The organism is Agrobacterium sp. BT-220-3, from assembly GCF_025910175.1.
GTDB classification, from domain to species: Bacteria; Pseudomonadota; Alphaproteobacteria; order Rhizobiales; family Rhizobiaceae; genus Agrobacterium; species Agrobacterium oryzihabitans.
In genome coordinates, this window is record NZ_JAPAIX010000002.1 from 702,383 (window position 1) to 720,145 (window position 17,763).

14 protein-coding genes and 1 tRNA gene are annotated in these 17,763 nt (G+C 61.5%); 7 read left to right on the forward strand and 8 right to left on the reverse strand.

Features of this window, described 5'->3' with window-relative positions:
• The 3 genes from OK142_RS09785 to OK142_RS09795 all read left to right on the forward strand — a co-directional run bounded on the left by OK142_RS09785 (position 1) and on the right by OK142_RS09795 (position 2,413).
• A complete protein-coding gene (locus tag OK142_RS09785; RefSeq protein ID WP_498682411.1) occupies positions 1–1,344 on the forward strand; it encodes a plasmid recombination protein in 1,344 nt (447 codons plus the stop codon).
• Positions 1,345–1,570: 226 nt separating this feature from the next.
• Positions 1,571–2,188, forward strand: coding sequence for a hypothetical protein (locus OK142_RS09790; protein ID WP_498682413.1), 618 nt, complete (start codon positions 1,571–1,573; stop codon positions 2,186–2,188).
• Positions 2,189–2,206: 18 nt separating this feature from the next.
• Positions 2,207–2,413, forward strand: a complete 207-nt coding sequence (locus OK142_RS09795; RefSeq protein WP_498682415.1) for a hypothetical protein — start codon at positions 2,207–2,209, stop codon at positions 2,411–2,413.
• Between the two features lie 74 nt (positions 2,414–2,487).
• On the opposite strand, the gene OK142_RS09800 is transcribed toward OK142_RS09795, so the two are convergent.
• The 6 genes from OK142_RS09800 to OK142_RS09825 all read right to left on the reverse strand — a co-directional run bounded on the left by OK142_RS09800 (position 2,488) and on the right by OK142_RS09825 (position 8,649).
• Positions 2,488–2,919 carry a hypothetical protein gene (locus OK142_RS09800; RefSeq protein ID WP_498682416.1) on the reverse strand — a complete coding sequence of 144 codons (432 nt, stop codon included), beginning with the start codon at positions 2,917–2,919 and terminating at the stop codon, positions 2,488–2,490.
• A 14-nt stretch (positions 2,920–2,933) separates the two neighbouring features.
• Entirely contained in the window at positions 2,934–3,167 is a 234-nt protein-coding gene (locus tag OK142_RS09805; protein WP_498682418.1) for a hypothetical protein, read from the reverse strand.
• Between the two features lie 365 nt (positions 3,168–3,532).
• Positions 3,533–5,176, reverse strand: a complete 1,644-nt coding sequence (locus OK142_RS09810) for a hypothetical protein (RefSeq protein WP_498682420.1) — start codon at positions 5,174–5,176, stop codon at positions 3,533–3,535.
• Positions 5,177–5,251: 75 nt separating this feature from the next.
• Positions 5,252–5,341 (reverse strand) — tRNA-Ser (locus tag OK142_RS09815).
• Between the two features lie 500 nt (positions 5,342–5,841).
• Positions 5,842–8,085, reverse strand: coding sequence for a polysaccharide deacetylase family protein (locus OK142_RS09820; protein ID WP_498682422.1), 2,244 nt, complete (start codon positions 8,083–8,085; stop codon positions 5,842–5,844).
• A gap of 174 nt (positions 8,086–8,259) precedes the next feature.
• Complete coding sequence (locus tag OK142_RS09825) at positions 8,260–8,649, reverse strand: acyl-CoA thioesterase (RefSeq protein WP_035242922.1); 390 nt, start codon at positions 8,647–8,649, stop codon at positions 8,260–8,262.
• A gap of 173 nt (positions 8,650–8,822) precedes the next feature.
• Here OK142_RS09825 and OK142_RS09830 point away from each other — a divergent pair, with 173 nt between their 5' ends.
• The gene (locus tag OK142_RS09830; protein ID WP_035243262.1) at positions 8,823–9,017 is read left to right on the forward strand and encodes a hypothetical protein; all 195 of its coding nucleotides are present in this window, start codon (positions 8,823–8,825) and stop codon (positions 9,015–9,017) included.
• 4 nt (positions 9,018–9,021) lie between these two features.
• Here the strand turns inward: OK142_RS09830 and OK142_RS09835 are convergent, their stop codons facing one another.
• Positions 9,022–10,830 carry an ABC transporter ATP-binding protein/permease gene (locus OK142_RS09835; RefSeq protein WP_498682425.1) on the reverse strand — a complete coding sequence of 603 codons (1,809 nt, stop codon included), beginning with the start codon at positions 10,828–10,830 and terminating at the stop codon, positions 9,022–9,024.
• A complete protein-coding gene (locus OK142_RS09840; RefSeq protein ID WP_137067609.1) occupies positions 10,815–11,051 on the reverse strand; it encodes a hypothetical protein in 237 nt (78 codons plus the stop codon). The genes OK142_RS09835 and OK142_RS09840 overlap by 16 nt, the downstream gene beginning before the upstream one ends.
• 72 nt (positions 11,052–11,123) lie before the next feature.
• On the opposite strand from OK142_RS09840, the gene OK142_RS09845 reads away from it, so the two are divergent.
• The 3 genes from OK142_RS09845 to OK142_RS09855 are packed head-to-tail and all read left to right on the forward strand — an operon-like array spanning position 11,124 to position 17,740.
• Positions 11,124–14,450, forward strand: a complete 3,327-nt coding sequence (locus OK142_RS09845; RefSeq protein ID WP_498682430.1) for a transglutaminase family protein — start codon at positions 11,124–11,126, stop codon at positions 14,448–14,450.
• Position 14,451: 1 nt separating this feature from the next.
• The gene (locus tag OK142_RS09850; protein ID WP_498682431.1) at positions 14,452–16,857 is read left to right on the forward strand and encodes a circularly permuted type 2 ATP-grasp protein; all 2,406 of its coding nucleotides are present in this window, start codon (positions 14,452–14,454) and stop codon (positions 16,855–16,857) included.
• A gap of 4 nt (positions 16,858–16,861) precedes the next feature.
• Positions 16,862–17,740: a transglutaminase family protein gene (locus OK142_RS09855; protein ID WP_498682433.1), complete on the forward strand. Its 879-nt coding sequence runs from the start codon at positions 16,862–16,864 to the stop codon at positions 17,738–17,740.
• Positions 17,741–17,763: the final 23 nt, after the last annotated feature.

A 17,763-nucleotide genomic window follows, 5' to 3' on the forward strand; every position in this document is an offset into this window, starting at 1 on the left:
ATGGCCTATCAGTTCGTGCACATGGAGTGCTTCTCCCGCAAAGGCTCGAAGGGACGCTCCACGTCCTTCGTCTTCGGCGAAGCCCGTCGCGATCCCGCCGCCTCCCTTCATGTTGCGACGCCCGCGCCACCGCTCATCGTGTACGGCGTGAGTGTGGACGAGGTGGAACGGATGCACGACGCCGCAGCAGATGCCGCCCGCACGACGCCGAAAGGCGGCAAGGAACGGCATGTGCGGCAGGATCAGCACACACTGCTTACTGTCGTGGCTTCGCATCCCGCGACGATGGAAGCGGTTCGCGGCGACGCCGCGATGCGAGCGGAAGTCGAGCGCTGGGAGAGACTGACCGTTGCGTGGCTCCGGGAGCAGTACGGCGACCGTCTGTCCTCCGTCGTTCGCCACGAAGACGAAACCCGGTGGCATGTTCATGCCTACGTCCTACCCGACGATCCCGCGATGCGCGCGACCGCGCTCCACCCCGGCCAATCTGCGACGAGCGCCGTGATGCTGGCTGGTCCCGCCGAGGACGAGGATTCCAAGGCGCTGAACAAGCGCGGCGACCGAGAATACAAGCGGGCCATGCGCGAATGGCAGGATTCGTACCATGCCGCCGTCGCCCAGCCGTGCGGTCTCACCAGGCTCGGACCAGCCGGACGCCGCCTGTCGAGAACGGAATGGCAGCGAGAGAAGGTCCAGGCCCGCGCCCTTCGGGCGTCTCTCGATCGGGCTGCCGTCGTCAAGAGCAAAGTCGAATCCTTCGTCGCGACGAAGAAGTCCGAGACGGAATCCTTGGTCGCGACGGCGGCGTCGGAAGCCGCCGCGCTGCGCGCCGATGCCGACGCCGCGCAGGCCGATGCCGTGCGACGCCTCGCGGAGGCGAAGACGGCCACGGATGCGGCGAAGGCCGTACATGACGCCGCCGTGGCCGAGCAACAGAAGGCGCGCTCCATGATGAGCCGTGTCCGACAGGAAGCCGCGAAGGTCCGCGCGGCGTCGGCCAGACTTCAGAGATTGCCGTCGATGCTGCGGACGGCTCTCGACGGTCTTCGCCAGAGCCGTGTCGCCGACCGTATCCGCGCAACGGTCGCCGGGGAGATGGATCGGCTGCGCGACCAGGCGTCGTCTGCCGAGCGCCGCGCCGACGCCGCCGACAAGCGGGCCAGCGCCGCCGAGTCGCTTCGCTGGAAGGCCGAGGAACGCGCCCGGACTCTCGACGGCGCTCTCGCGGAGACAGCGGTGCAGCGCGACGCCGCGCGGCGCGAGGTGCAACGTCTCCGCCCGCCGGAACCAGAACCGTCTCTGGGGCCGGGGTTCGGGCCGCGACCGTCTCCGGGGCGGCGCTGAGCCTTCTCTGGCTCCGGGGTGCCCGGAGGCCGAAAATCTCCCGGAATCGCCGATTTCCAAAAATGAGGACGCGAGCGGAGGCCGTACAGCGCGTCCGGGCGAGGCCGCCGTATCCTAACCTGCCCGGAATCGGCGTCGAATCCTTCGTGCGGGCGTCGCGACGCCCGCGCAGGTTTGCCCGGAATCCGGCCGGCGCGCATGCTGTTGGGAGGTTGGAGGCGTCGGCATGAGCAAGGATTCGGCAGAGAAGAAGCGGCGGCGTCGAACGTGCGCCGACCACATGCGGCTCGAACTCGCTCGACGCCGGGAGCGCCGGGGCGATCCAGCGGGCAAGATCATGCTCCAGCTTCTGGCCCTGCTCTCCGTCGTGCTCGCCCTTGCGCCGCCGGTCCCGGCTCCGGCGTTCGACCTTCCACGGCTCCGCCCTCGACGATCGCCATGGGACCCGCCGGCCGGCTATCCCAACGGGCGCGAAGCATGGGCCAGAGAGCGTGGGCTCGATCCAGAGCCGGGGCGGGCGTCTCTCCCGACGTCGACGCCGCGCCTGCGGCCTGCGCCTCGTCCGTGGAAGCGTCTCGTGCGTGATCTCGACAGCCGCTCGGAGCAACGCCGCACGCAAGCGCGGGAACAGATGCTGCAACGCGTCCCGGAAGAGACTCGTCTCTGGCTCCGGGGACTGATCGCCTCCGACGATCGGACGGCGCTGCGGATGCTCGGCATCGGTGCCGACCGGACAACGCTGCGCGACCGGGCGATGGTTGCGGCGCGTGTGGTGCCAGCATTCGAACCAGAGGTGACGCCCGCCGTCGAGGCCGGCGCCGCGCCGGTCCCCGGCAGGAAGTGAGAGGAAAAAGGAATGGAAATGGAACTTCACGGAGACGCCGGGGCGATCCTGAGTCATCTTCTGCCTGACCAGCGGCGGCGTCTCGACGCGCTCGACGCCGCGTACACGGAACTCCTGTCGGGCGGCACCTCGGCGAAGGCAGACGTCGAGGCTCTGGCGGAGGCCGTTGTCGCCTTCTATGACGGACTAGCGAAAGCAGGCGTCGGACACGAAAACGGGGCCTGATGGCCCCGCGTGGGTAAAAAGGAGGGCCAGAGAAGGCCGTACAGTGCTTCTAGCGGGGCGTCCCGTATCTGTACTCACCCGGATTCGTTGCCGCGCCGTGGTGTCATCCGAGCGAGTTCCGCCGCTACAAACGCCGCCGCACTGGCTGCCGCCTCGTCAAGCCAGTCTTCCGCTCGCTGGATTCGACGTCCGGCGATCCGCTCGGCAGCATGCCACGCCGACGCCTCGGCGGCTTTCTTCGCGTCCGTCAGCGTCGACGCCTCGCCTTCCGCCATCGTCTTGTCCGTGTCGCCGTCGAGGACTTCCCATGCGTACGCGCAGCCGTCGCCGCGCCGAACGATGAGCAATTCGAAGCGGGCTTCGTTCTCGTCCTCGTCGGCGATCTGGCCGTCCCGGACGGCAACAAGCTCCGTCGTCATTCCGAGGGCCGACCTCTCGCTGCCCGGAAAGACGCCCTCGTCCGGCTCCCACGGAAATGTCGTCTCGTAGATGTATTGCAACTGCATGTCCGTCGCCTCCCTCATGCTGCGAGCTTGTCGAGTGCGCGGACACCCAGTCGTTGGACATCGCGAGCGAGGGTCTTCCCTGTGCCCGGAATGCGGGAGCGGCGGGCGACCTTCTCGACGCCTGTCTTGCGACTGCGGACGGTGATCACGGCCAGATAGAAGAGGACGCCGCGCGCGTCCCGGTGCGTCGTTTCCGTCACCAGCACGTCGAACGCGATGCCTCGGATTGTTGTCGTCGTGGTTTCCATGGAAATCTCCATAAATCCTTGTTTTACAAGGGTTTTATAGCAGATTCAGAGGATGGAGCCCAGGATTGCCCAGGCAGAGGACCAACAAAGATCTAACGCGACGTCTTGATGTGCCACACTCGAAGCGGAAGGGCGGTCAATGGAAATCGATGCGCAGTGGTGCGGGAGCGTAGCGACCCGGTGCGTGTCTATTTCGATTGACGGGCCGGAGCGACCATATCCTACCGCACCCCGGTGCAGGCCTTAGAAAGGCCTCTTGGCCGCATCTGAGCCCTGCACCGGACTAGGCCCCCGCCAATGAGGGTGGGGGAGGCCAAGCAAAGCGCGGCAGGGGGCTGAAGCCCCCGCGAGGTGACGGCACCGGTTCACGATGAGGGCGCGTCCTCTTTCATGTAAGGGGTGAGGTCAAGACCTTCGGGGAGTGGCAGGCTGCGCAGCACTTCAAGCTCCTGCTGTCCGAGATGCTTCAGGCCGTAGCGCTTCGAGACAGTGTCGAGTGTATGCCCCGTTTGAAGATCATGGGTTCGCTCACCTACGCGAGCCATCCGCATGATGTCCTTTGCGGTGTGGCGGGTGGAGTGAAACACCTGCACCTGCCTCTCATGAATACCGACGTCCTTGAGCATTCGGTTCATCCGCTTGCTGGCCGCGTCGGCAGGGTCGGAGACGCGCCGTTTTCCGTAGTAGAAAGCGGCAGGAAACAGCCATTCGTCGTCTTGACGGGACTGGGTATACCTGATGAAGCCCAGCGTCTCGAACGTCTCGTGGAGGGCGATTAGGCGCCGCGAGGACTTGTTCTTGGTCTTGCGCTTCTGGGTCCCGCCGCCTTCGGCTATGAGGTCCGTTCGCAGGTCGAGGACCCAGCACTCCAAGCCATCGTCGCCTCGTACGCGATAGATGTCCTTTCCCTGAAGGAAGATCAGTTCGGCTATGCGGGCGCTTGTGATGGTGCCGAGCAACGGCAGCCACTTCATGTCGGCCCGCTCTTCCCTCGCCGCGTGCGCGAACCAGCGGTTGAGTTCCGGGACCGCGAACGGGAGGCGTTCGACCGATGGTGTCGCGTCCGAGGAGATACGAATATCGACGTCGGTGAGCGGCGACCGAAAGCTGTGCTCCGCCGCGATGTCGCGGAAGAGAACCCGCAGGGGCGAGAGGTAGTTGTCCTCGATCGACTTCACGGAGAGCGTCGGCAATCGGTCCTCAGGGGCCAGCCGGTCGTTATAGTCCGCCGCATCTTGCCGGGGCTTACCCTTGAGATGCGGAATCTTCGAATAGTTCCCCGGCACCCGGACGAGCAGGTTCGCGAACCGCTGGACGTCGTAATACGTATATTTGTTGGCTGGCCTGTCCCCGGCGAACGCGATGAAATCCAGAACGCGATTGCGGTCTGTATCGATCTTCTTCGCGGCGATACCGAAGCCACTGCGGACTTCAACCCAGTCTTCGAGCACTTCGGATAGGAGTGGCCGGGGCGGACCTCCTTCGAGCGACATGTGGACGGCCTGCGACAGCGACGTCATCTGATCTTGCAGGAGGGCCAGGGCATCCTCGACGCCGCCCTGCTGCGTGCGGGGGAGACTACGCACCTTAGCCTCAAGTGCTTCCATGCCGTCCGCAACGGCGCCCAGATATTCGCCGATCGGCACGACTTTCGCCAGCGTCTGGTTCTCGCCGACAAGTCGGGCGTTCTCAACCTCGACGGCGAGCAGCCGCTCCGAGTTCGTCCTGTATTCCTCGAACTGGTCGGCCATCTCGGCGAGCTGGCCCTGTAGCTCGGCTATGAGGGCGTCGCGAAGGTCCGGTTTCGACATGGCATTCATCTCCTGTGATCTCGCGGCGATGAATAGGCGCTCGGCGTGACCGGAGAGTAAACGGGCGATCCGTCTCGCGGAGGTGGCTGAGATCATCCCCAGCGGGATTCGGATCGGGGTTCGCCCGAGTCGGGAGTGGAGATCAGCAGGAACGGCGATCTGGAAGCGGACGCCGGATTTCCGATAGGTGAGATACATGATTCGCCGGGTATTTCCGTGGGTAGAAACATCCCGAAAACGGCGAATTTCACTTTAAAATCAAGTAGTTACCAGTGGCGGAGAGGGTGGGATTCGAACCCACGATACCCTTGCAGGTATGCCGCATTTCGAGTGCGGTGCATTCGACCACTCTGCCACCTCTCCGCATGCGCGAACGCTTGCGTTGCGCGCTCCTCTTAAACATCAATGGCGAGACTGACAAGGGAAATTTCTTGTTTGTGTCACAAATTATTCGTCATGGGCGAGGCGGCGGAAAAGCTTTGGCATACGGCCGTTTTCGCGGATATTTTTGACGTGACAAGCCTCAAGCTTCAGCCGTGCGCGTCGTATTCGAACCACCTGCTTCACAGCCGTTGGCAACGCCGTAAGATTTCCACAATCCGGTTACCTTGCTCCCGATCCGGCAGAAGGTGGGCCGCCGGCTGGCGCCGCGGCCGGTGTCTGGCTGAATTGAAGGAGAGACTGGCGATCAGGCAGAGCACGGTGACGGTGACGGTGACGGCGGAAATAGCATCGTGCCGGGGGTGATCATCAGCGTGTTGCATGTGGCGGCAATGATGCACGAAATAGACAGATGCGCCGCCTCAAGCCGCATCCATCAGATGGCGGCGCCACGGTGAGAAGACGGCGAGCAGCTTTCGTCGCTACACGAACCGGAACGGCAGGCCAGAGATCAGCGCTTTGACAAATCGCTTTTTCTGAAAATGCCCGTTCAGCGATACGCGGGGCAGCAGTGTCGGCTTTTCGAGACTGTGAGGTCCGAGAACACCGGCCTGCGTGGTAACCGCAACGGGAAACCCCGCGTCAAACACCGCCTTCGCCTCACGCTCTCCGGCGGCTTTCGACCAGCCATAGGGATAGGAAAAAGACCGGGGCGGATGGCCCACATAGGTCTCCACCCGACGCGTCGATTCCTCGATCTCGTAAGCCAGACGCGCCGCATCGATCCTGCGCATGTTCACATGCGTCATGGTATGGGCACCGAGATGAGCGAGCGGATCTGCCGACAGCACCTTGAGTTCCCGCGCATCCATGACGAGTTCGTCCACGATCGCGATAGGATCGATACCGTGTTGCCTCGCGGCGCGATCGATCCTCTCCACCGCCTCGTCTTCCGCCAGGGTCTGGACGAAGGCTTCAAGGCGCGTGAATGCCTCCGCTTTTTGAGAAAGACTGGCGGATTTCACGTATTCCGGCCCGGACCCGAAATCGAACTCGAAGGACGCAGCTTTCTGCGTCAGCGCAGCAGCGGTTTCCCACCACACGCTGCGTCTCCGCTCGACAAAACCCGGCGTGATGAAAATCGTGTAGGGAACGCCGTATCTGCGGAAAATCGGGGCCGCATATTCGGCATTGTTGCGATAACCGTCGTCAAGCGTGAAGGCGCAGAACGACCGCGTGTCGGAATCATCAGCAAGCAGGCTTGGCAGATCATGCAGATGAACGGGAACGAGACCACATTCGAGTGCGGCCTCTATCGCCTCTTCCAGAAATTGCGGCGTGATGGACAAATGCGCATTCGGCGCAAATGCCGGCCCCCCCATGTCCGGGCGCACATGGTGTAGCGTGAAGATAACGCCGCGTCCGGCAAAGGATGGAAAGGCCGAACGAACCGCCGGGAGAGAGCTCACCTCCAGCCCCGCCCTTATCGCCCCGTATTTCAGGGAGCGTTTGACCGATTGCAGCAGCATTCCTGTCGATTGCCGTGAATTCAGACCGGGCAAAACCCGTTTTTTGATGACTCTCCCGACCGTGAGCGGCAGATCGATCAGGCCTGGCAGGGGATCGTTGGGCGCAAAAGCGGCCCAGCTGCGGATTTTGCGCAAAGAGGCCAGATACTCGCCGATGCCCGCCTGGCCGCGCCGGTTCAACGTGAACGCCGCAACGGCATCACGGACAAGATAGTACCACGACACGCCTTGGCGCGCGGGAGGGACCTTGCCGGTCGGCACATCATTGGCCACCTGCCACAGCAGGGCGCCAAGATCGACGCCGGCAGCCGAACAGAGGCCAAACCACGACCACGGGCGCGGATTGACATCAAGGAGTTTAAGCGACCCATCCCTGCCATCCCGCTTGAACTCCACCTCGACAAGCCCGCTGTGACCGGCCGACCTCAATATTTTCCGGGCCGCATCGATCGCTTCAACATTATCGACAACCTCGACGCAGGTACTGGTATAACCGAAATCGACGGGATATTGGCGCGTGCGCCGAGCGGTGAATTCGGCAACCGGTTCGCCGTTCCGCCACAGCGCCGCATAGGAAAACTGGCTTTCTCCCCCGCCGGGAATGAGTTCCTGCACCACGACATTGGCAGCACCGATCTCGCTGCTTGCCTCGGCAAAGGCAGCTTTCAGCGCCTGCCGGTCATCGGCGCGGATAACCTTCGCCCGCGAAATCACGGTGTCGCCGCCGCCCATATTCGGCTTCAGGATAACGGGGAATGTGACGTCGAGCGCATCGGCGTCATCGGCGGATGTCAGCGCATAGGTCCGGGGAAAACTGACACCGAGTTCCGCAGCACGTCTGTAGAGCAGCGGCTTCTCACACAACCATTGAAGGGATGCCCAATCGGGCAGAACGATCCTGTAAAGGGCGGAAAGCTCTTCGCGATGTTCCGAAACAAGCTGCACCTCGCCATCTCCCGAAGGCACCAGAAGGCAACCCTTCAGATGATGCTTCGTGGCCATTTCGCGCAGGAACGATATCGCCCCGGCATCGCGCGGACCTGACCAGCGGATCGTTTCCCGCACGAAACGCGACCAGCCCGGCAAAGGTGAATCATGTGTGAGATAGTGCACGGGCACGTTCAGGGCGCCAAGGCTGCGGGCAAGGGCAAGCGTGCCGTGAGCGCCCCCAACAATAACAACACCTGGAATGGTCAAAGTCTGATCCCCGTCCTACTCCATACCTTGATCGCAAAAATTGTTAAATAAATTGGATATTTCTAAAGTATCTAACGGACGGGTATCGGATTGCGGGATCCGAAGCGTTTTCTGCTCTTTCAGCTTATTACGAACGCTTCGGTATCTGCTTTGAATGTGACTGCAGATCCCGCCTCAGGCCTCTTTACGCACGGCGCGCGGCTCGCCATTGTCATCCACCGCAACCATGATGAAGACGGCCTCCGTGACCTTATCCCGGGAGTCCTGATAGTGCCTGCGGGTCCAAGCCTCGATCTTCAGCGTGACGGAGGTGCGGCCGACCTTTTCGATCCTGGTGTAGACGCACAAGGTATCGCCGATCTTGACCGGTTTCTTGAAGACGATTTCATGGACCGCCACGGTGACGGTGCGTCCGCCCGCCACATCATTGGCGCGCACGAAAGCGGCAAGGTCCATCTGCGACATCACCCAGCCGCCAAATATATCTCCGGCCGGATTGGCGTCCGCCGGCATGGCAAGCGTTCTGAGCGTGAGTTCCATATCTGCGGGCGGTTGCTGGTCCATCTCTCAAAATCCTTTCACAAACCTCCCGCCGCCGGACTTAAACAACCGCGCGCCCTCAGCCAATAGCCGATTTTTCGCGGCAGCCCTTCCAAAACAGCAAGGAATCACAGAGTCATCGTAAGCTTCGGTTAACCATGATGGGGCACGATTCCAAAAAACGCGAGGGCGTGCGAATGGCCTATGACTGGAGTGGAAATAACACGATACAGCAGCGCTACGACCGCATCATCCTGGCGGTCGCCGGCGTCGTCGCCATCAGCCTTGCGACCGGCACGCTTGCCCTGCGCTCGCAGGACGGGCCGGACGGCACCATAAGCCTTGCCAAACAGCAGCAGCTTGATTCGGAAAAATGGCACCTGCGGCTCTGATCCATTAATGCGAAACACTATCCGGCTTCTCCGGATTTTCCTTGGCAGGCGTATGATCCAGATGGGCCACAGCCGGCGAAAGAACTGACAGAAATGTCTCGGACCTTCCGATATAGACAATCGCCACGCCTTCAATAGCGTGCAGAACCTCGGCCAGCGTATCCTGCGTCTGTTTTTCCAGCCCTTCCAGCAGGTCGTCGATGACGATGAATTTCGGTTTTAGCAACAGGGCATTGGCGATCCTGATGCTCGCCTGCTCATCCGAATCCAGCCTCTTGTCCCAGCGGATGTTTTCATCGAGACGGGAGGCCATGTCGCCAAGCCCGCATGCGGTGAGCGCCGCGAGATAATCTTCCTCCGCAAATCGCTGGGGCGCGCGCGGATAGGCGAGAATTTCGCGCAGCGTGCCCGTTGGCAGATAGCCGTGCTGGGCGATGAAAAGCGTATCGGATTGTTCGGGCATTTCTATCCTGCCCTGCCCCCATGGCCACAGGCCCGCCATCGCAGCAAAGAGCAGCCGCCGGTTCACGCCCTGCTCGCCATTGATCATGAGACGATCACCGGGCCCGATTGCAATGTCGGCCTCGCGCAGCCGGAAACTCCGCTCCAGATCCTGCCCGCCCGCATCGCGGCAGATAATAACCGACTGCAGCCGGATCTTTTCATTGTCAGCGCTTCGTTGCAGATCGATCGCCAGCCCATGCTGTTCAACGCTGTCCATCTGGATCAGGGCGTTGCGAAACACCGAAACGCGCTGCAGCGTTGCCTTCCAGCTGGCGATCGGCCCGAAATTGTCGATATACCAGCGAAGTGCAGTATTGACCTGGTTGAAAGCCCCCACAGCCATCATCAGCCCGCCGAAGGTGAGGTTTCCGGAAAAATAGACCGGTGCGGCGATCAGAATGGGCGCGACAACCGCCAGCCAGCCGTAACCGGAAGACACCCAGGTCAGATGGGTCAGCGCCATGGCCAATCCGCGGATCACACCGAGTACGGCGTCGATATCGACGCCGATCCGCCGCCGCTCGTTTTTTTCACCGCGCGCAAGTGCGATCGCCGCCAGGTTTTCGCTGGCGCGCATCAGTGAAAAGCGCAGTTCAGCCTCTTTTGAATACCGTTCCGCGTTCAGCCCGACCAGACGGTAACCGACGAGGTTGCTGAGCAGCGATGCCGAACCCGCGTAAAGGATTGCCGCCCAAACCATATATCCGGGAATTGCGACCGGATCGCCATTGATGGTGATGGAGAAACCCGCCGAGAGTGACCAGAGGACGCCGATGAAGCTGATGAGCAGGATCGTTGCGTTTACAAGGCCGATGGAAAGCGCTGTGCTGCTTTCCGCAAGGTTGCGGACATCATCATGGAGACGCTGGTCAGGGTTGATCGCGATCGTACCGAAACCGGCAAGACGCGCGGCGCGCCCGGGCTTCAGCCACTGATCCACCATATCCTTGGCAAGGCCCTCGCGCATGTTCAGCGCCGTCATCTGGTTGAGCCAGGTCTGGATGACGTTGAGAAGCAGTAGCAGCCCGGCAATGATGGCGAAGACTTCCAGCTGGTGGAGGAAGGCGTCGAGATCGCGCCGTTCCAGCGCGTTGTAAAAGGGTGCGTTCCATTCGTTGAGCCTGATCTGCCCATAGGCAGTGAGCAATATCACCGCCAGAAGTGCGATCGACAGCATTATCAACCGGGTGCGCACCGGCGACGTCCAGAAGGCACGACCCATCATGCGCAGCTGCGCAGGAAAATCGAGGTCGAAGCCCGAAAGGTTGGCCGCGCTCTTGCGCTGATCGTCGGTCACCGTGGTTGCCATTCATTCCATTCCGAAACGTCAGTCGGCAAAGAAAGCGGGCCGCGACCCTGCGCCTTGCGATGCCAAGCAATAACACGCCGTTCGACCTTGTCTACAATCCCGTCGAAATCACTGTGGCGGCGGTTGAAAAGCCCGGGCAATTCTCTGCGCAGGCAAACATCGCGGCCTTTACCAACAATGCGATGGCCCCCGGAAATGATCCTTGCTTTCTTTTCCTGCATTGCACAAAATCCGAATAATTTCAGAGGGGCGGACAAACCGCATAAACCGGAAAAACCGGGCAAGGCAGATTAATGGCGATCAAAGCGAGCATCTATCATCTGACGCATTATAAATATGACAATCCGGTTCGCCTTGGACCACAGATCATAAGATTGAAGCCCGCCTCCCATTCCAGAACCCGCGTCATCAGCCACTCGCTCAAGGTTTCGCCCTCCAACCACTTCGTGAACCTGCAGCAGGACCCATACGGCAACTACCTCGCCCGGTTCGTTTTTCCCGAGCCGACAACGGAGTTCAAGATCGAGGTCGATCTTGTCGCCGATATGACGGTTTACAACCCGTTCGATTTCTTTGTCGAGGAAGAGGCGACCAAGTGGCCGTTCGACTATCCGCAGGAACTGCGGGACGATCTCTCGATCTACATGAAACCGGAACCGACCGGCCCTCTGCTTTCCGCCTTCATGGCCACCGTGGACCACACACCCGGACAGCCGACGGTGGATATGGTCGTTGGTCTCAATGCCCGTCTGCAACAGGAAATCGGTTACGTCATCCGCATGGAGCCGGGTGTTCAGACCCCGGAAGAAACGCTGGCCTCCGGCAAGGGTTCATGCCGCGACACCAGCTGGCTGTTCGTCCAGATATTGAGACATCTCGGCCTTGCTGCGCGTTTCGTGTCGGGATACCTCATTCAGCTCACCCCCGATCTCAAGGCACTGGACGGTCCATCCGGCACCGAAGTGGATTTCACCGATCTGCACGCCTGGGCCGAGGTTTATATGCCGGGCGCCGGCTGGATTGGCCTTGATCCCACGTCCGGGCTTCTCACAGGCGAAAGCCATATTCCCTTGGCGGCCACACCGCATTATCGCAATGCCGCGCCGATTTCCGGCGGTTATTTCGGCGAGGCGAACACGGAATTCGCTTTCGACATGCAGGTCCGGCGCGTTGCCGAAACCCCGCGCATCACCAAGCCCTTTTCAGACGAAAGCTGGGAGAGCCTCAACGCGCTCGGCGAAAAGGTCGATCAGGTTCTGAACGCCCACGACGTCAGGCTGACCATGGGCGGCGAGCCGACCTTCGTCTCCATCGACGACTTCGAATCCGAGGAGTGGAACACCGGGGCGGTGGGGCCGACGAAACGCGAAAAGGCGGACGCCTTGATCCGCCGCCTGCGTGAACGTTTCGCCCCCGGCGGTTTTCTGCATTACGGACAGGGAAAATGGTATCCGGGCGAAAGCCTGCCGCGCTGGACCTTTTCTCTCTATTGGCGAAAGGATGGAATGCCGATCTGGCAGGACTCGACGCTGATCGCCGAAGAAGGCGCGGATGCCGGCGTCGAGGCCGAGGATGCGCAGAAGCTACTCAGCGGCATCGCCACCCATCTCGGCATTGAGCCGGAGCTGGTGCTGCCGGCTTACGAGGACCCGGCCGAATGGATCATCAAGGAAGGCAGCCTTCCCGACAATGTCGATCCGTCCAATTCCAAACTGAAGGACCCTGAAGAGCGAAACCGTATCGCCCGCGTGTTCGAGCGCGGCCTGACGACGCCAACGGGTTATATTCTTCCGGTTCAGGCGTGGAACGCCAAGGCGGACGGCAAGCGCTGGGTCAGCGAGAAATGGAAGACACGGCGCGGCAAGATTTTCCTCGTTCCTGGCGACAGCCCCGTGGGTTATCGCCTGCCGCTCGGCACCCTGCCCCACGTGCCGCCATCCGCCTATCCCTATATCCACGAGGCTGATCCCTCGATCCCGCGAGGGCCGCTTCCCGACATATTCAAACCTTCCGGGCGCGCCATGCCGGAAGCCTCCTTCCAGGCCGATGAAGCCTCCAGCCAGGAGCGCATCGAACAGACACTCGGAGAAATCGGCGGCGCGGTGCGCACCGCTATGTCGGTGGAACCACGCGACGGCCGGCTCTGCGTCTTCATGCCGCCTGTCGAACGTATCGAGGACTATCTCGAACTGATCGCGGCTGCGGAAGCGGCTGCGGCCGATCTCGGATTGCCCGTTCACATCGAAGGTTATGCGCCCCCGCATGATGAGCGCATCAATGTCATTCGCGTCGCGCCCGATCCCGGCGTCATCGAGGTCAATATCCACCCCGCCTCCAGCTGGAAGGATTGCGTCGACATCACGACCGCAGTCTATGATGAAGCGCGCCAGACGCGTCTCGGCGCAGACAAGTTCATGATCGATGGCCGCCATACCGGCACCGGTGGCGGCAACCATGTAGTGGTGGGCGGCGCCAACCCCAATGACAGCCCCTTCCTGCGCCGGCCCGATCTTCTGAAAAGCCTCGTTTTGCACTGGCAGCGGCATCCGTCCCTTTCCTATCTGTTCTCCGGCCTGTTCATCGGCCCGACAAGTCAGGCGCCACGCATCGACGAAGCCCGTCACGACAGTCTCTACGAGCTGGAAATCGCGCTTTCGCAGGTTCCTGCCCCCGGCGAGGGCGTGCCGCCGCTGCCCTGGCTGGTCGACCGCCTGTTCCGCAACCTCCTGACGGATGTGACGGGCAACACCCACCGGGCCGAAATCTGCATCGACAAGCTGTTTTCGCCGGACGGGCCAACCGGCCGCCTCGGCCTTGTGGAATTCCGCGGTTTCGAAATGCCACCGAATGCCCGCATGTCGCTCGCCCAGCAATTGCTGGTGCGCGCTCTCATTGCCCGCTTCTGGCAGAACCCAACCGGTGGTAAATTCGTGCGCTGGGGCACGGCGCTCGCCGATCGCTTCATGCTGCCGCATTACATCTGGGCGGATTTTCTGGATGTACTCGCCGACCTCAGGGAAAACGGCTTCGACCTGAAGCCCGAATGGTTCACCGCCCAGCAGGAATTCCGTTTTCCCTTCTTCGGCGAGGTGGAATATGAGGGCGCGAAACTGGAATTGCGCCAGGCTCTGGAACCCTGGCATGTGATGGGCGAACAGGGCGCCATCGGGGGAACCGTGCGTTTTGTCGACTCTTCCGTCGAACGCCTGCAGGTGCGCCTCGAAACATCCAACCCGTCCCGTTACACCGTCGCCTGCAACGGACGCGCGGTTCCGCTCGTCGCAACGGAGAACCACAGCGTTGCGATTGCCGGTGTCCGCTTCAAGGCATGGCAGCCCTCCTCGGGCCTGCATCCCGTGCTGCCCGTCAATTCACCCTTGACCTTTGACATTTATGATACATGGTCGAGGCGATCGATCGGCGGATGCATCTACCATGTTGCTCATCCGGGCGGGCGCAATTACGAGACGTTTCCCGTCAACGGCAACGAGGCCGAGGCACGACGCCTTGCCCGTTTCGAACCATGGGGACATACGGCAGGGCAATATCCGCTTCATGCGGAAACCTTGTCGCCAGAATTTCCGCTGACGCTCGATCTGCGCCGGCCATACGGAGTTTAAATTGTCCAAAGCCCCGGCAACGGAACGCAAGACGGAAACGAGCGCGCCACCGCGCGGGCTTGACTACTCCACCTTGCCGGGTGTGGCCGATGAAATGCTCGACACCAACGGCAAGGTCAGGCCGGTCTGGAAGAACCTGCTCGGTGCCCTCTCGCGCATGTCTGAGCGCGAACTGCATGAACGCTTTGCCCGCACCGACCGCTATCTGCGCGATGCGGGCGTGTTCTACCGCGACTACGGCAAGGGCAGCAGCGAAAGAAACTGGCCGATCTCCCATATTCCGGTGCTGATCGATGACAGGGAATGGGCAGTTCTTTCCGAAGGGCTGAAACAGCGCGCCAATCTTCTCGAAGCCATGGTCGCCGATTTTTACGGCGAAAACCGGCTGGTGAAGGAAGGTTACGTTCCGCCGGCGCTGATCGCCTCCAATCCGGAATATCTGCGGCCGATGGTCGGCGTAAAACCGGCAAGCGGCCATTATCTGCATTTCTGCTCCTTCGAAATCGGGCGCGGACCTGATGGAAACTGGTGGGTGCTGGCCGATAGGACTCAGGCGCCTTCCGGTGCGGGCTTTGCGCTGGAAAACCGGGTGGCGACCACGCGCGCACTGTCCGACATCTATGCGGAAACCCATGTTCACCGGCTCGCCTCGTTTTTTGGCGCTTTTCGCGACACGTTGCAGTCGCACAGAAAACACCCCGATGACCGTATCGCGGTGTTGACGCCCGGACCCGCCAACGAAACCTATTTCGAACACGCCTATATAGCCCGTTATCTCGGCTTCATGCTGCTGGAGGGTGAGGATCTGACCGTGGTCAACGGCCGGGTCATGGTCAGAACCGTGGCAGGGCTGAAACCGATCGGTGTGCTCTGGCGGCGTCTCGACGCTTCCTATTCCGATCCGCTGGAACTCAACCAGCAGTCCCATATCGGCACGCCCGGCATGGTGCAGGCGCTGCGCAACGAGGCGCTCACCATCGTCAATGCGCTTGGCAGCGGTATTCTCGAAACGCGGGCCTTGCTTTCCTTCATGCCGCGTGTCTGCCGCCACCTGCTTGGCGAAGACCTGAAACTGCCGTCGATCGCGACCTGGTGGTGCGGGCAGGAATCCGAACGGCGCCACGTTGCAGGCAATATCGAAGGCATGGTCATCGGCCCTGCCTATTCCCGGCTTCCCTTCTTTGATGACAACGGCCAATCGGTGCTGGGCTCTTCCCTGCGTGAAACGGCCAAGGAATCGATCAGCGACTGGCTCGCCTCGGACGGCCACAGGCTGGTCGGCCAGGAGGTGGTGACACTCTCCACCACGCCGGCCTATGTCGACAACAAGCTCGTGCCACGCCCGATGAGCCTTCGCGTTTTTGCCGCCCGCACGCAGGATGGCTGGCAGATCATGCCCGGCGGTTTTGCGCGGATCGGCAGCAGCAACGACGTGTCCGCCATCGCCATGCAATCGGGCGGCAGTGCGGCGGATGTCTGGATCGTCAGCGACAAGCCGGTGGAACGCACCACGCTTTTGCCTGCGGAAGAGAGCTTCACCCGCAACATGCCGGGCAGCCTGCCAAGCAGGGCCGCCGACAATCTCTTCTGGCTCGGCCGCTATATCGAGCGCTCGGAAGGCGCGCTGCGCATCCTGCGTGCCTGGCACGGGCGTTATGCCGAATCGGCCGACCCGCGCCAGCCCCTGCTTGCCCATGTGACGCGCTATCTGGAAGCGCTCGACGTGGAGATGAACGATGCCGTGCCGGAAAGCCTGCTGAACAACATCAACAGCGCGGTTTATTCCGCCAGCAATATCCGCGACCGCTTTTCACCGGACGGATGGCTGGCGCTGAACGACCTTGCCAAGACCGCCCGCCGGTTCCACGCAAAGGTGTCGCCTGGCGACGACGCCACCCACGCCATGACGATCCTGTTGCGCAAGCTTGCGGGCTTTGCCGGTCTGGTGCACGAAAACATGTATCGCTTCACCGGTTGGCGTTTCCTGTCGATCGGCCGTTATCTCGAACGTGGCCTGCATATGACACGTCTTCTCGGCCATATGACCGGACCCGATGCGCCTGATGGATCCTATGACATGCTGCTGGAAATCGGCGACAGCGTCATGACCCATCGCCGCCGCTACAATGTCAGCACGGCAGGCCTGACGGTCACCGATCTTCTGGCGCTCGATCCGCTCAACCCACGGTCCATCCTGTTTCAGCTGAACGAAATCCGCACCGAGGTGGAACAGCTTCCGAACGCCTTTGTAAACGGCCAGATGTCGCCTTTTTACCGCGAGGCGATGCGGCTGCATTCCGGCCTTGCGGTCATGACGCCGGAAAACATGAATGGCGCGATCTATCGCCAGCTCGAAACGGACATGGAGCATCTGTCCGATGTTCTTGCCCAGACCTATCTCGGATAACCCGATGCTTTACGATCTCTCCCTGCATATGGGTTACACCTACGACACACCGGCCCACGGCGCGCGCCACATTATCCGCGTCCTGCCCCTGTCGATCCCGGGTCGGCAGCGGCTCGTTGCCGGTTCCCTCGATGTTTTGCCCGTGCCGGAAGAGCGCGCCACCTTCGAGGACTTCTTCCATCAATCGGCGACCTCCGTGCATCTGCGCGCGCCGCATGAAAAGCTGGATATCCGCATGCAGGCGCGCGTGATGGTGGAAGCGCCGGCGCTGACGGCCGATTTTTCACCCGAACTTTCACGGCTGCCACAGGACCTTGCCGATGTCTGGTCGCTCGATTTCCAGTCGCCGCACCACTTTATCGGCGCCAGCCCGAGAATAGGGATGGATGCGGCAATCGCAGCCTATGCGCGGGAGCTGCTGAAACCAGGAATGACCATTCGCGAAATCGCGCTCGCCATGTGCAAACGCATCCACAGGGACTTTACCTATGATGGCGAGGCAACGACCGTGGATACGACGCCATCGGAAGCCTTCAAGCTGAAACGCGGCGTGTGTCAGGATTTCTCGCATATCATGATCATGGCGCTGCGCAGCCTCGGCATTCCCGCCGGTTACGTCAGCGGCTTCCTGCGCACCATTCCCCCGCCGGGCAAGGAACGTCTGGAAGGGGCCGATGCAATGCATGCCTGGGTTCGCGTCTGGTGCGGCGAGGCGGCGGGCTATCTGGAACTCGACCCCACCAATGATATCGTCGCCGGCAGCGACCATATCGTCGTCGGCTATGGCCGGGACTATTCCGACGTCGCACCGGTGATCGGGGTATTGAAGAGCTATGGCAACCAGCAGATAAAACAGGCTGTGGACGTCATCCCCGTCCAGTAATGATGCAAGGTGTATTGTTTCGA